This is a genomic window from Salmonella sp. SAL04196 (assembly GCF_046550835.1).
GTDB classification, from domain to species: Bacteria; Pseudomonadota; Gammaproteobacteria; order Enterobacterales; family Enterobacteriaceae; genus Salmonella; species Salmonella enterica.
Window position 1 is genome coordinate 1,298,327 of sequence record NZ_JBGDXE010000001.1, and the last position, 13,596, is coordinate 1,311,922.

Consider the following 13,596-nt stretch of genomic DNA (forward strand, 5'->3'; position numbering starts at 1 on the left):
GCGTACAAAAAAGGCTCCATGTCAGTGGGGCCTTTTTAATTTTTATAAAAGCATATTTCGACAACCAGAATTTTTACTTATAAATAAAGTGTTATTATGTGATCTATATATTCTTCTCAGAATAGCATCAATTTCTCTTTTATTATTTTGATAATCATCATAATCCTTATTTAATACATCAGAAAACAGCATGGTGTTAGCTTCTGTAAAATCACATGACAATGACGGCATATATCCATGTAGCAGATAGATAAGTGTTGGATGAAACATATCAAACAGGACTTCTCCCTCTAATTCCCAGTAACCTATTTTACAAAATTGGGTAGAAATCTCAAAAGACCCCATTTGGAGACAGCGTAGTTTATCCATCTCATCCTCAGTAAGCGTACCATTCCATTCAACACATGCCATTTTTCGATCTTCTCCAGATCGCATAAGCTTATAAACTTCATCCTTAATTTCATCATCTTCATTAACTTCCTGCCTAAGTTTAAAAGCAAAGTTTTCTAATAATTCTGGATAGCAAGCAATTTTTTCTCCATACTTAATACATACTTTAAAAAACAACTCTTCTTCATCTTCTTCCATCACTTTAAAAATACAGTTTTCTGAAACATTGAGGATACGATGCAAATTACATTTATCAATAACCTTGCCATCAATCTCAAATGAAACTTGTGTCTGACTCACATCAAAACGCATAACAAAGCGGTCTTGTTGAGATGGATTAGCATATTGTTTTAATTGTGCAAAGGCATATATCTTCTCCATGCCGACTGTATCAACATTAAGGTCAGCTTGATTTTCACGTTCACATCCATGGATGAGTGTATATAATACCTCCAGCACCTCTCTTTTTTTGTGTGTTCTGAAGCAGTCCTTAAATCTATCCCATACCCCCATGTATAGCGCTTCTTCTTTGTCAGAACTCATCAAACGGACTAGCCGTGAAGCATTAACTTCATAGTTATGACGATTACCAAAACTTAACGTAACTGGCATAATAACTCCTTTGATTATTTACCGCGAAAGCAAAATTCAATCCGTTGCTCTCATTTTTTGATTAAAGCCACACTCTATTTAAGAGATTGAATCAGTCCGGCTTTAGAAATAACATCAGATTTAGACCTGATTGCATGTTGAATGCGGCGCCAGGCGCTGGACAGCGCATAACGTTCTTTGGACACATCTGAATTATGTTGAAAATTATTTTCGTTCTGACCACAACAAAACGGCGCCAACCATTTGAAAAAAGAGGCGGATCATAAACAGCAAAACCAGGGCGCTATGGATGATACACTTGCAGTATGTATTGCGGTTCGGGCGTTACGAGCTGATGAATGAGCCAGAATTTCTGGTGGTGCAAGTTATACAGCATAGATTTGCCGTATATTTTATACTGAATAGAGGTAAAATAGCTCCATTGCAGCACATTCTGGAACAGCCACACATTCTGTAGTCCAAAATTTACGCTCGCAGTACCGCTTTTTTACAGGATGCAACCCCCTTACCAGGGTGCTCAACATGCCCGGAATGTGTCCATAAACCCCATGTTATTTAGAGCTAGCCGAAGCGATATGAGTAACTTAACCGATTGTATTACAAATGAAAGTGTTGCAGTAACTGCTGATAAAAAGCCGGTTATTGGTCGCATTCACTCCTTTGAGTCCTGTGGCACCGTTGATGGCCCAGGCATCCGCTTTATTACCTTTTTCCAGGGCTGCCTGATGCGCTGCCTGTATTGCCATAACCGCGACACATGGGATACGCATGGCGGTAAAGAAATCACCGTTGAAGACTTAATGAAAGAGGTGGTGACCTATCGGCATTTTATGAATGCTTCTGGCGGCGGCGTGACGGCATCCGGCGGCGAGGCCATTTTGCAGGCAGAATTTGTACGCGACTGGTTTCGCGCCTGTAAAAAAGAAGGTATCCACACCTGTCTCGACACCAACGGCTTTGTGCGCCGTTATGACCCAGTGATTGATGAACTGCTGGACGTTACCGATCTGGTGATGCTCGATCTCAAGCAGATGAATGATGAGATCCACCAGAATCTGGTCGGTGTCTCTAATCACCGGACGCTGGAATTCGCTCAGTATTTATCAAAGAAAAATGTGAAGGTCTGGATCCGTTACGTTGTCGTTCCCGGCTGGTCTGACGACGATGATTCCGCGCATCGCCTGGGTGAGTTTACCCGCGATATGGGGAATGTCGAAAAAATCGAACTGCTGCCCTATCATGAGCTGGGCAAACATAAATGGGTGGCAATGGGCGAAGAATATAAACTGGATGGCGTGAAGCCGCCTAAAAAAGAGACCATGGAGCGTGTGAAGGGCATTCTTGAGCAGTATGGTCATAAAGTGATGTATTAATCGCCTGCTATCTTATCCGCTTTTAAACGGCTACCCGTGACGGTAGCCGTTTTGCTGTCTGGATAACGCTCTTACCGCTAAAATACCCGACTCCGCCGTCAGACAGGCCTGGTTAACAATATTGCGCTTACCAGGTATTACGCTTATCTGCTGCTGGGTTGAAGGTCTGACAACTATTGCTGACCCGGTGCCTGTTAATACCATGGTCTCCGCCTGGAACCCAGGCACCTGTGACCTTAAAAGGCGCTCGCCTGACAGGAGCGCCGTGGAAAAGAGCGTCGTTATGTGTTTCTACGCGCCAGCAGTGGGAAAATTAATCCCAACCCGACCAGGACAAAAGGCGTCACGATGTTCAACGTCAGCTGGAATGTCCACTCCGGTGTGAACGCCTCCATTTTGGGGAAAATACCGGTAAGGCAGGCAAACGCGGTGAAGGCAAAACACCATATTCCCACAGTTAACGCCAACGCCCGGTTGCGAATAAACACATATTCGGGTTTGTACTTTTGCGCCAGTCGAATGACAGCAATAAAGGCGACAAATACCCACAGATAGCGCAGCGGCATAACAACTGAGTTGAGATTAAGCAGCCATTTGTACAGGTTGTTCATATCGCCGATGCCAAGCGTTGGCAACATAATCAAGATAGCGACCAACACCAATGTCAGCAAATAACCGTTAACTGGCGTACCTGAAGCGTTAGTACGACATAAGCGCTGCGGGATATATTTACTGTCTGCATCACCCAGCAATACTTTTAGTGGCGCATCAATAGAAAACACCAGCGCGGCGATTTGCCCCAGAGTATTGGCAATGGCATAAATCACCATTAATGAATTACCCATATGGTAATACTCACCCAATTTCTGGAATGCATAATATTGCCCATTGGTCATTAAATCGTCAGGTATATGCCGGGAATCAAACATCATTCCCATCGCCAACGAACCGAGGATAGCGCAGACCGCAACCATGACGGCTAAAAAGAGCATCCCCTTCGGAAATTCTTTTCCTGGATTCCGCGTCTGGTTGACATAAGGCGAGATCTTCTCTGCCCCACCAACCGCAAAGACCAACATAGAGATAGTGGTGATATAGGTAAAATCGATATGAGGAATAAATGACTGCCAGGTGATGTTTGCGGTCGCAATTTCAACGTTTGTAATTGCTGGCGCGGTCACTGCCATCACAACATATAAAATTGACATGATAAACATGGCAATCCCGGCCACAGACCCAACAACCTTTAGCGATTTCATCCCCCTGGAAGCAACCCACATAAAGAAAACAAACAATGCCAGCGTCAGCCCCTGCAAGGCAACGACGGTATATTCTTTTATCAACGAGCCGTCGCCTTTTAAAGCCCATCCCAATGCAATGAGTATCGCCTGCGGCTTTTGCGCCAGGTAGGGAATATGCACGACCCAATAAGTCCATGCCGCAAGGTAAGCCAACCCCGGCCCCATCGTATGCTTAATCCAGGTACTGACGCCCCCTTTTCCCTCTTTGAAGGTTGAGCCCAGTTGCCCCACGATTAAGGCATAAGGAATAAAATAGAGCGCAAAAATAAACACCCAGGAGAAGACAACCACTAACCCCTGGTTAGCATAGTTATTGACAACATTGCCGAATCCCCAAACGGTAATAAACGACATCAGGGCGATGTTGTACCATCGCAACTGTTTTTCCTGCACATTCGGCATAACGTGATCCTTCGTGAACACAATGCTATTACTATAAATGAAGCGGGGAATTATGCGCGGTAAAGACGAAGAGAGAAAATAGAGGAGCGCAAAATTATAACCTTCGGCACATTTTATTTTTCAGTAAAGCAAGAAAATTATGCAGGTCAATTATTTTACGTAAAACATAAACAAAGAGTATGCAAGACTCACGTCCTGCATACGATTCAGAGAACAGTTAGATGTGGGCGACAGGATTAGGCGTCTGGCCGGCGTTACGTAACAGCATCAGCAGATAAATAAACGATACGCTGGCGATCATAATAAACAGCAGATTATCTGAATAATTCTGCATTAACATCGCAGCAAAAGACGGCCCCAACAGGCTCCCTACTGTATAACTTAACAACAGTGCCTGGTTCATTGCCACAAGCTGGTGGTGTTCGACTTTTTCACAGGCCCAGGCCATTGCAACAGGATAAAGCGTAAAACCCGCCGCCCCCAGAATAAACAGAGCTGGCGCCATCGCCGCCTGGGTTAACATGGCAATACTACCGAGTATGACAACGAAGACCTGTACGCGTAACACCAGCAAGCGACCAAATTTGTCCGCCAGACGTCCCATTGGCCATTGCCCCAAAATGCCGGCGCTCACCAGCACCGCCATCCAGAAACCGATGCTGGCGTTAGCCATCCCCTGATGCTTCAGATATAACGGCATCAGGCCATATAATGAACCAAGAACAATGCCGGAAATAATGCAACCATTCACGCCAAGACGCGCCTGGCGTAGCTTCAGCATGGCGCTAATAGAAGAGGAATGACGTGCCTGCGTTTGCTGATTTACAATTCGGGTAAAGAGTAGCGGCAGAATTCCCGCCAGAATCATTCCGGTCACCCAGGGAAGGGCGTGCAGCAATTCACCAGATACTTTACTGACCAATAATTGTCCAAGGAAGGTCCCCATGTAATAGACCATCATATAGGCAGCCAGCAGGCGCCCGCGATTATGCGAGGTTCCGCTGCACATCAACGCGCTTTCGACAACCACCCAAATCATGGCGCAGCCGATACCGGCAATAAAACGCCAGCTCATCCAGCTCCAGAACCCCACCATCACGCCCAACCCGACACAACCCGCGGCGAAGATCAGCGAGGCAAGATAATAGCTACGGTTAAACCCAATGCGTTTAATTAAATACCCGGTAAATAACGTCCCGACCAGATTGCCGGTAAAATAAGACGAGCTGACCATCCCCACCTGCCAGGTCGGAAGGTTTGCCTGAGCAAGCCACAGCGGCACAAGCGTATTCAGTACCGCAATGGCCAGGGTCAACAAAAGTAGCCCGCACAGCAAAAGCATGACGGGACGGGTATAGGTGGACATGAATAAAAACCGTGAGGAAGTTCAAATTTCATGCGCATCATGCCATCGCCAAAAACATTGTCAATCGGCTCCGCATGGGCGATCCGCAAGTTTTGAGACTATCGATTTGATTTACTTATTCTGCACGTGAATATATTAAAAGGCTAAAAATTCATCCCCTTGTTTTTATTGATCTAACCCGCAAAATCGGCGTTTTGTTCAGTCGAAAAATTTCATGGTTCCTTTAGCTTCGTTTTCTTCTCTATGGATTTATATGCGCCTTCCCCGCCCCGGTTATATTCCTTATATTGATGGTGGCTAAAGGCGTATTCGGCCTGCACGTTCTGCAGGCCGAATACGCGTCAACGCGTTAGCTGGCTACCGCCATGCCCACGGTCATATGCAGCCCATAGAATACGCCGCGGCCAATCAATTCCCCCGCCAGCATCAGAATGAAGGCGACAGAGAGCAACGGTACCGCAGGTTGATACCCTTTTAACTGTGGCACAATCCAGCAGCACAACGCCGCCGCAAGCAGCACCATACGCCAGGCCATCAGCGAGCCATAATCCGGCACCAGAGCAGACGCCTGCTGAATGGAACTGTGAATCGTCGCCAGTTCCGCGCCCTGCATGGCCGCCATAATGGCGATAACCACCAGCGCCAGCACCGAAACCGCAGGTAACAAACGCATCGCCCAACCGTTCACGCCCGCGATGCGCAGCAGCAGATAACCCAGTAGCGGCCCCCCCATAAAGAGCGTCAGGAAGAAGCCCAGCGGCGTCCAGACGCTATACCAGGTCGGTACTGTATCGATGCTGTTATAGACGCGTACCATCATCCAGACGAAGACGACGCCCAGTACCATCGTGATAATCAGCCAGAGTGTGCGCAGTGCCGGCGGCAGCTTTTTCAGTACCGCCAACAGCCAGCCAATCCCGCCGACCGCAAAAAACACCGAACCGCTGGCAATTTCATTGCTCAGTGCGGAAGCACCTACGCGGTTAAGCGAGTTAAACGCGCGCATCGGCGAACCCAGATGCAGCATCGAGGCGATAAAGCCAATCCCCATCAGCACCCACAGACCAAACATACAGGCGATCACCCGCTGCTGCGTTTCCGCGCGCAGGTCGCCCTTCATCAGCGCCAGAGCCAGAACAATAAAACCACCGGCCACGCACTGACCAAAGACCGTGAAGATCATCAACGGCCATTCATGCCATCCACTTCCCATCTTATACCTCCTTCGGATTGGCCAGATAACCGGTAGTGTCCCCGGTCGGGCGGCTGTTGGCGTTGGGTTTAATCACAATATTCGGCTTCGTGAAATGCGCGCGCGGCAGCGGCGCGACGGCAGCCAGCTCACCGTGTTTTTTACGCAGCTCGTCGATAGGACCAAAGTCCAGCGCTCGCAGCGGACAGGATTCGACGCAGATCGGTTTTTTGCCTTCCGCCACCCGGTCGTAACAGCCGTCGCACTTGGTCATATGACCTTTGGCCGCGTTGTACTGCGGCGCGCCGTACGGGCAGGCCATGTGGCAGTAGCGACAGCCGATACAGACCTCTTCGTTCACCACCACAAAACCGTCATCGCGCTTGTGCATCGCGCCGCTCGGGCAGACTTTGGTACAGGCCGGGTCTTCGCAGTGGTTACAGGAGATGGAGAGATAATAGGCAAAGACGTTCTGGTGCCAGACGCCGTTATCTTCCTGCCAGTCGCCGCCCGCATACTCATAAATGCGGCGGAAGCTGACATCCGGGGTCAAATCTTTGTAGTCCTTGCAGGCCAGTTCGCAGGTTTTGCAACCGGTGCAACGGCTGGAATCAATAAAAAATCCATACTGGGTTGTCATCGGTTACTCCTTACGCCTTTTCAACCTGAACGAGGTTCGTATGTGACGGGTTCCCCTTCGCCAGCGGAGAAGGACGTTGGGTCGTCAGTACGTTAATACATCCGCCCTGATCCACGCGTTTTGCATCCGGGTCATACCATGCGCCTTCTCCCAGGGCGACCACGCCCGGCATCATGCGCGGCGTCACTTTAGCCTCGATATGTACTTCGCCGCGATCGTTGAAGATGCGGACTTTATCGCCATTGTTGATACCGCGTTTCTGCGCATCCATTGGGTTAATCCACATTTCCTGGCGACAGGCGGCTTTCAGTACGTCTACGTTGCCATAAGTGGAATGTACACGCGCTTTATAGTGGAAACCCGTCAACTGCAGCGGGAATTTATCCGTTAGCGGATCGTTATAGTTTTCAAAACCTGGCGTGTAGATCGGTAATGGATCGATCACGTCGCCTTCCGGCAGCTCCCAGGTGGCGGCGATATCCGCCAACGCCTGTGAATAGATTTCAATCTTGCCCGATGGCGTTGTAAGTGGATTCGCTTGCGGATCTTCGCGGAAGTCTTTATAGGCGACATGGTGGCCTTCGGGGTCACGCTGTTTGAAGATGCCTTGCTTACGGAACTCCTCAAAGGTGGGCAGATTCGGAATGGATTTACGCGACTGTTCGTACAGATGACGCATCCACTCTTCTTGCGTCCGTCCTTCGGTAAACTGTTGTTCCACGCCAAGACGTTTCGCCAGTTCGCTGGTCATCTCATAAATCGTCTTACACTCGAAGCGAGGTTTAATCGCCTGGTCAGTGAAGATAACGTAAGACATGTTTCCGCAGGAGGCATCCAGCGCAAAGTCCATCTGCTCAGAAGCAGTGCAATCAGGCAACAGAATATCGGCGTATTTTGCCGACGATGTCATATGACAGTCGATAACGACGATCATTTCACATTTCTTGTCATCCTGCAGGATTTCGTGGGTGCGGTTAATCTCAGAGTGCTGGTTAATCAAACAGTTGCCAGCATAGTTCCAGATCATTTTGATCGGCACGTCCAGCTTATCTTTCCCCCGCACGCCATCACGCAGCGCCGTCATTTCCGGGCCGCGTTCAATGGCATCGGTCCACATAAACATGGAGATGCTGGTTTCAACCGGGTTTTCTAACGTGGGCATACGTTCAAATGGCAGGGCATAAGACCCTTCGCGCGCGCCGCTGTTACCGCCGTTAATCCCAACATTACCCGTCAGGATCGCCAGCATTGAGATGGCGCGCGTGGCGATTTCTCCATTAGCATGACGTTGTGGTCCCCACCCCTGGCAAATATAGGCGGGTTTAGCGCTGCCGATTTCTCGCGCCAGCTTAATAATGCGATCCGCCGGGATACCGGTAATTTGCGCCGCCCACTCCGGCGTCTTCGCGATACCGTCTTTACCCTGGCCCAGAATATAGGCTTTGTAGTGACCGTTTTTCGGCGCGCTGGCAGGCAAGGTTTTTTCGTCATAACCGACGCAATATTTGTCCAGGAACGGCTGATCGACCATGTTCTCGGTGATTAAGACATATGCCAGACCATTGACCAGCGCCGCATCGGTACCTGGACGAATCGGAATCCACTCATCTTCGCGACCGGCGCCGGTGTCGGTGTAACGAGGATCGATAATGATCATCCGCGCGTTTGATTTCTGCCGCGCCTGTTCAAGATAATACGTTACACCGCCCCCGCTCATGCGGGTTTCGCCAGGGTTATTACCAAACAACACCACCAGCTTACTGTTTTCAATGTCGGATGGACTATTGCCATCCGCCCAGCCGCCATAGGTGTAATTCAGACCCGCTGCGATTTGCGCGGAAGAGTAATCACCGTAGTGATTAAGATAACCGCCGCAGCAGTTCATCAGACGGGCGACCAGCGTTTTTCCTGGCGGCCATGAACGTGTCAAAGTGCCGCCCAGCGTACCCGTGCCATAGTTCAGATAAATGGACTCGTTGCCATACTCTTTGATAAGACGCTGCATATTGGTAGCAATGATATCGTAGGCTTCGTCCCAGCTAATACGCTCAAATTTACCTTCGCCGCGCGCGCCGACGCGCTTCATCGGATACTTGAGCCGATCCGGGTTATAGACGCGACGACGCATAGAACGACCGCGCAGGCAGGCGCGAACCTGGTGCAGGCCATCGTAATCATCGTTTCCGGTATTATCCGTTTCTACATATTTGATTTCGCCATCCACAACATGCATACGTAGCGGACAACGGCTGCCACAGTTTACCGTACAGGCGCTCCAGACGACTTTCTCGCCGGTTTTCGCCGGGCTTATCGCCTCTGCGGCGTTAGCGATGCGGGTAAATGGCAGGGTAAATGCGCTACTGGCCATCGCCAGGCCGCCTATCGCGGTGGTTTTGACTAAACCACGACGGCTCACCTCGGCTGCCAGCACGGCATCAGGGATCTTAGTTTTCATAAGGGCTCACTCTGCTGCTCACAATAAAAAAAACAATAAAACGATGTATAGAATTTTATATAGCGATAACGTCGCTATAAAGTCTGATATATATCGAAAAAATAGAAAAATAGCGTTAAAAACTGACCTTCATTCGAAATCAGTATTACCCCTAATAGGGTAGGGATTATTGTCCGGTATCAAACTGGCATAAAAAAAGCGCCCGAAGGCGCTTTTTAGAAGAAGAGAAAGCGAGGATTAGCCGATATATTCCAGTCCGTTCATGTACGGACGTAATACTTCCGGCACTTCAATGCGACCATCAGCCTGCTGATAGTTTTCCATCACGGCCACCAGGGTACGACCTACCGCCAGACCAGAACCATTCAGGGTATGGACCAGACGGGTCTTTTTGTCGGACTTGCTGCGACAGCGTGCCTGCATACGACGCGCCTGGAAGTCCCAGACGTTAGAGCAGGAAGAGATCTCGCGGTAGGTATTCTGCGCCGGAACCCAGACTTCGAGGTCATAGGTTTTGCAGGCGCCGAAGCCCATATCACCAGTGCACAGAATAATTTTACGGTACGGCAGTCCCAGTAGCTGGAGCACTTTTTCCGCGTGACCGGTCATCTCTTCCAACGCAGCCATAGAATCTTCCGGGCGAACGATCTGCACCATTTCCACTTTGTCAAACTGATGCATACGAATCAGGCCACGGGTATCACGACCATAAGAACCTGCTTCAGAACGGAAACAAGGCGTATGCGCCGTCATTTTAATTGGCAGCTGATCTTCGTCGATGATTTCATCGCGTACCAGATTGGTCAGCGGAACCTCCGCCGTCGGGATCAAAGCATAGTTGCTGCTGTCTGCTTCTTCTTCCAGCGGACGGGTATGGAACAAATCGCCTGCGAATTTCGGCAGTTGACCGGTGCCATACAGCGTGTCGTGGTTAACCAGATACGGCACGTAGTTTTCGCTATAGCCGTGCTGTTCCGTATGCAGATCCAACATGAACTGCGACAATGCGCGATGCATACGCGCAATCTGTCCTTTCATCACTACAAAACGGGAGCCGGTCAGCTTAACCGCGGCGGCAAAGTCGAGGCCGGAGTGCATTTCCCCTAAGGTGACGTGATCGCGGATTTCAAAATCAAACTCACGCGGGGTACCCCAGCGGCTGACTTCAACGTTGTCGTTTTCATCTTTACCTACCGGCACTTCATCCGCAGGCAGGTTTGGGATGGTCAGCGCGATATTGCGGATCTCCGCCAGCAAGGTATCCAGCTCGGCTTTCGCCGCATCCAGCTCTTCGCCCAGTTTATTCACTTCCAGGCGTAAAGGCTCGATATCTTCCCCGCGCGCTTTCGCCTGGCCGATGGATTTCGATCGAGAATTACGCTCCGCCTGCAGGTTTTCCGTGTTGACCTGCAAAACTTTACGACGCTCTTCAAGAGCGCGCAGCTTATCTACATCCAGCTTAAAGCCCCGGCGTGCCAGTTTTTCAGCGACTGCGTCTGGCTCATTACGCAGCAGATTGGGATCGAGCATGCTTATCCTGTGCTTATCGAATAATAAAAGGAAACGCGATCAATTGATGATCGCCTCTGATTGTATTGATGAACGTAAACCGCGTTTACGTAATAGCGACGTTTTCGCCTTACCTGACCGACGACAGCAACAACGCATCCATTGCGCTATACCCGCAGACCTCATAAGCAACGTGCTATCAGGCATAACGAGATTCATCATCAACGCCATGATACCTGGAGCATCATATTTAGAGATAACCTTACCGCAACGTTTACACTAGCGGTAGCGTTTTGTGGGGCTATTTTGATCCTGTTCAGCCAGCCAGGCGAGCTTTTCGCCAATCTTGCCTTCCAGACCACGATTTGTCGGATGATAATAGCGCGTTTGCGCGATTTCCGGCGGGAAGTACACTTCACCCGCAGCATAGGCATTGGGCTCATCGTGGGCATAGCGGTACTCCTGGCCATAGCCCATCTCTTTCATCAGTTTGGTTGGCGCATTACGCAGATGGACAGGAACGTCATAATCAGGACGTTCGCGCGCGTCGGCCAGCGCAGCCTTAAAGGCGGTATAGACGGCGTTGCTCTTCGGCGCGCAGGCGAGATAAACGATAGCCTGCGCGATCGCCCTTTCGCCTTCAGCCGGACCGACGCGGGTGAAACAATCCCACGCGGCAATAGCGACCTGCATCGCGCGCGGATCGGCATTACCCACATCTTCCGAGGCAATCGCCAGGCAGCGACGCGCCACGTACAGCGGATCGCCTCCCGCGGTAATGATACGGGCATACCAATAGAGGGCGGCATCCGGCGCGCTGCCGCGCACTGATTTATGTAAGGCGGAAATAAGATCGTAGAAGCGATCACCTTTGTTATCAAAACGCGCGCTGCGTTCGCCGGCGATCTCGGTCAACAAGGCGGGCCATAAAACGCGTTTGCCGCTATCATCCGCCTCCGCCATATCGGCCATCATTTCCAGCGTATTTAAGGCGCGCCGCGCGTCGCCATTGACCAGCTCAGCAATCGCTCGCCGTGTCTCATCCGGTAACACGATATCCTGATCGCCGTAACCACGCGTTTTGTCCTGCATCGCCTGGTCCAGTACTTGCTCAATATCGTCAGTGGTCAACGATTTCAGCAAATAGACCCGCGCTCGCGACAATAGCGCCGAGTTCAGCTCAAAAGAGGGATTTTCCGTGGTCGCGCCGATAAAGGTGATAGTGCCATCTTCGATATGCGGTAAAAAGGCGTCCTGCTGGCTTTTGTTAAAGCGATGCACTTCATCGACAAACAGGATGGTACGGCGACCGGCATTACGATTCTGGCGGGCGCGCTCGATAGCTTCGCGAATCTCTTTTACCCCAGAAGTGACGGCGGAAATACGCTCGACATCGGCGCTGGCGTAGCGGGCGATCACTTCAGCGAGCGTGGTTTTCCCCGTCCCTGGCGGCCCCCATAAAATCATGGAGTGCAGGTGCCCGGCCTCAATAGCGCGAGGCAACGGTTTACCTGCGGCCAGCAAATGCTGCTGGCCGATATACTGCGCTAAATTTTCCGGCCGCATTCGCGCGGCCAGCGGTTGAAACGTATTATCAGAAAAATCGAGCGACAGATTGCTCACTCATCGCCTCTACTTACGTTGGTCGTCTATCGTTACCCCTTGCGGCGGAGTAAACGTAAATTTTGACGGATCAACAGCGCCGTTTTGCTGGGATTTTAGCTGATAGGCGCTACGCTGATCGTCTTGTTCTACGGCGCTAAACTGGTGGATAGTCCCGTCGCGTCCCACATTGATGGTGAACTGTTTCAGATTGCCGTTGCTGGCTTTCGGCGTCAGCACAAAATTATCGCCATCCTGCTTAATATTATACTGCTGCCAGTCGCTGGCCTGGTTGCGGGCAATCAGCATAAACGGTGTATTTCCGGTGGCATCTTTCAACCACGTGGCGGTAGCCTGTTCTACAAACGGGTTATAGAACCATAACGTTTTGCCGTCAGAAACCAGAATACTCTCGTCAGGTTGCGTCATATGCCAGTTGAATAAATTTGGCCGCTTAACCCATAAATCACCCTGTCCCTCCTGCACCGCGGCACCGCTGCCATCGGTGACTTTTTGAGTAAAGGTGGCATGAAAGCTGCTCACTTTATCCAGACGGCTTTTCAGAGAGCTGGCGGCGTCAGCCCATACGCTGCTGGCTACAACGCTTGAAAGTAATGCACAGGCGATTGCCATTTTTTTCATCATTATTCCTCAGGTTTCGACACTCCCGACCAGGAGCTCCTTTTGCTTTCTATTCCAGGCCAAAAATCAGCATGAGGAAAGAAGAAAATACTGAATTTTGTTGCCGGATGGC

Annotated in this window: 10 protein-coding genes and 1 pseudogene; 2 read left to right on the forward strand and 9 right to left on the reverse strand. The window is 50.2% G+C overall.

Annotation, left to right across the window (positions count from 1 at the left end; all coding sequences use genetic code 11):
• Positions 1-42: 42 nt before the first annotated feature.
• Positions 43-1,002, reverse strand: coding sequence for a type III secretion system effector SopD2 (sopD2, locus tag ACLJPE_RS06645; RefSeq protein WP_001145572.1), 960 nt, complete (start codon positions 1,000-1,002; stop codon positions 43-45).
• Between the two features lie 130 nt (positions 1,003-1,132).
• On the opposite strand from sopD2, the pseudogene ACLJPE_RS06650 reads away from it, so the two are divergent.
• Together ACLJPE_RS06650 and pflA are read left to right on the forward strand one after the other, a co-directional pair.
• Positions 1,133-1,459, forward strand: a pseudogene (locus tag ACLJPE_RS06650) (cytoplasmic protein).
• Positions 1,460-1,577: 118 nt separating this feature from the next.
• Complete coding sequence (gene pflA, locus ACLJPE_RS06655; RefSeq protein ID WP_000067928.1) at positions 1,578-2,375, forward strand: pyruvate formate lyase 1-activating protein; 798 nt, start codon at positions 1,578-1,580, stop codon at positions 2,373-2,375.
• 281 nt (positions 2,376-2,656) lie between these two features.
• Here the strand turns inward: pflA and ACLJPE_RS06660 are convergent, their stop codons facing one another.
• The 8 genes from ACLJPE_RS06660 to lolA all read right to left on the reverse strand — a co-directional run bounded on the left by ACLJPE_RS06660 (position 2,657) and on the right by lolA (position 13,484).
• A complete protein-coding gene (locus ACLJPE_RS06660; RefSeq protein WP_001134260.1) occupies positions 2,657-4,078 on the reverse strand; it encodes an APC family permease in 1,422 nt (473 codons plus the stop codon).
• A gap of 217 nt (positions 4,079-4,295) precedes the next feature.
• On the reverse strand, positions 4,296-5,444 hold the full coding sequence (locus ACLJPE_RS06665) for an MFS transporter (protein WP_039513079.1): 1,149 nt from the start codon (positions 5,442-5,444) through the stop codon (positions 4,296-4,298).
• A gap of 349 nt (positions 5,445-5,793) precedes the next feature.
• The gene (locus ACLJPE_RS06670; protein WP_000534679.1) at positions 5,794-6,657 is read right to left on the reverse strand and encodes a dimethyl sulfoxide reductase anchor subunit family protein; all 864 of its coding nucleotides are present in this window, start codon (positions 6,655-6,657) and stop codon (positions 5,794-5,796) included.
• 1 nt (position 6,658) lies between these two features.
• A complete protein-coding gene (gene dmsB, locus ACLJPE_RS06675) occupies positions 6,659-7,276 on the reverse strand; it encodes a dimethylsulfoxide reductase iron-sulfur subunit DmsB (protein WP_000213069.1) in 618 nt (205 codons plus the stop codon).
• 10 nt (positions 7,277-7,286) lie between these two features.
• Positions 7,287-9,731, reverse strand: a complete 2,445-nt coding sequence (gene dmsA, locus ACLJPE_RS06680; protein ID WP_000850250.1) for a dimethylsulfoxide reductase subunit A — start codon at positions 9,729-9,731, stop codon at positions 7,287-7,289.
• 237 nt (positions 9,732-9,968) lie between these two features.
• A complete protein-coding gene (gene serS / locus ACLJPE_RS06685; RefSeq protein WP_000886699.1) occupies positions 9,969-11,261 on the reverse strand; it encodes a serine--tRNA ligase in 1,293 nt (430 codons plus the stop codon).
• A gap of 258 nt (positions 11,262-11,519) precedes the next feature.
• A complete protein-coding gene (gene rarA, locus ACLJPE_RS06690) occupies positions 11,520-12,863 on the reverse strand; it encodes a replication-associated recombination protein RarA (RefSeq protein WP_000067787.1) in 1,344 nt (447 codons plus the stop codon).
• Between the two features lie 9 nt (positions 12,864-12,872).
• Entirely contained in the window at positions 12,873-13,484 is a 612-nt protein-coding gene (lolA, locus tag ACLJPE_RS06695) for an outer membrane lipoprotein chaperone LolA (RefSeq protein WP_001519746.1), read from the reverse strand.
• Positions 13,485-13,596: the final 112 nt, after the last annotated feature.

Coding starts and splice junctions, on each gene's coding strand:
- dmsB (WP_000213069.1), bottom strand. CDS start 7,276: ATGACAACCCAGTATGGATTTTTTATTGATTCCAGCCGTTGCACCGGT.
- ACLJPE_RS06665 (WP_039513079.1), bottom strand. CDS start 5,444: ATGTCCACCTATACCCGTCCCGTCATGCTTTTGCTGTGCGGGCTACTT.
- dmsA (WP_000850250.1), bottom strand. CDS start 9,731: ATGAAAACTAAGATCCCTGATGCCGTGCTGGCAGCCGAGGTGAGCCGT.
- pflA (WP_000067928.1), top strand. CDS start 1,578: ATGAGTAACTTAACCGATTGTATTACAAATGAAAGTGTTGCAGTAACT.
- serS (WP_000886699.1), bottom strand. CDS start 11,261: ATGCTCGATCCCAATCTGCTGCGTAATGAGCCAGACGCAGTCGCTGAA.
- lolA (WP_001519746.1), bottom strand. CDS start 13,484: ATGAAAAAAATGGCAATCGCCTGTGCATTACTTTCAAGCGTTGTAGCC.
- ACLJPE_RS06670 (WP_000534679.1), bottom strand. CDS start 6,657: ATGGGAAGTGGATGGCATGAATGGCCGTTGATGATCTTCACGGTCTTT.
- sopD2 (WP_001145572.1), bottom strand. CDS start 1,002: ATGCCAGTTACGTTAAGTTTTGGTAATCGTCATAACTATGAAGTTAAT.
- ACLJPE_RS06660 (WP_001134260.1), bottom strand. CDS start 4,078: ATGCCGAATGTGCAGGAAAAACAGTTGCGATGGTACAACATCGCCCTG.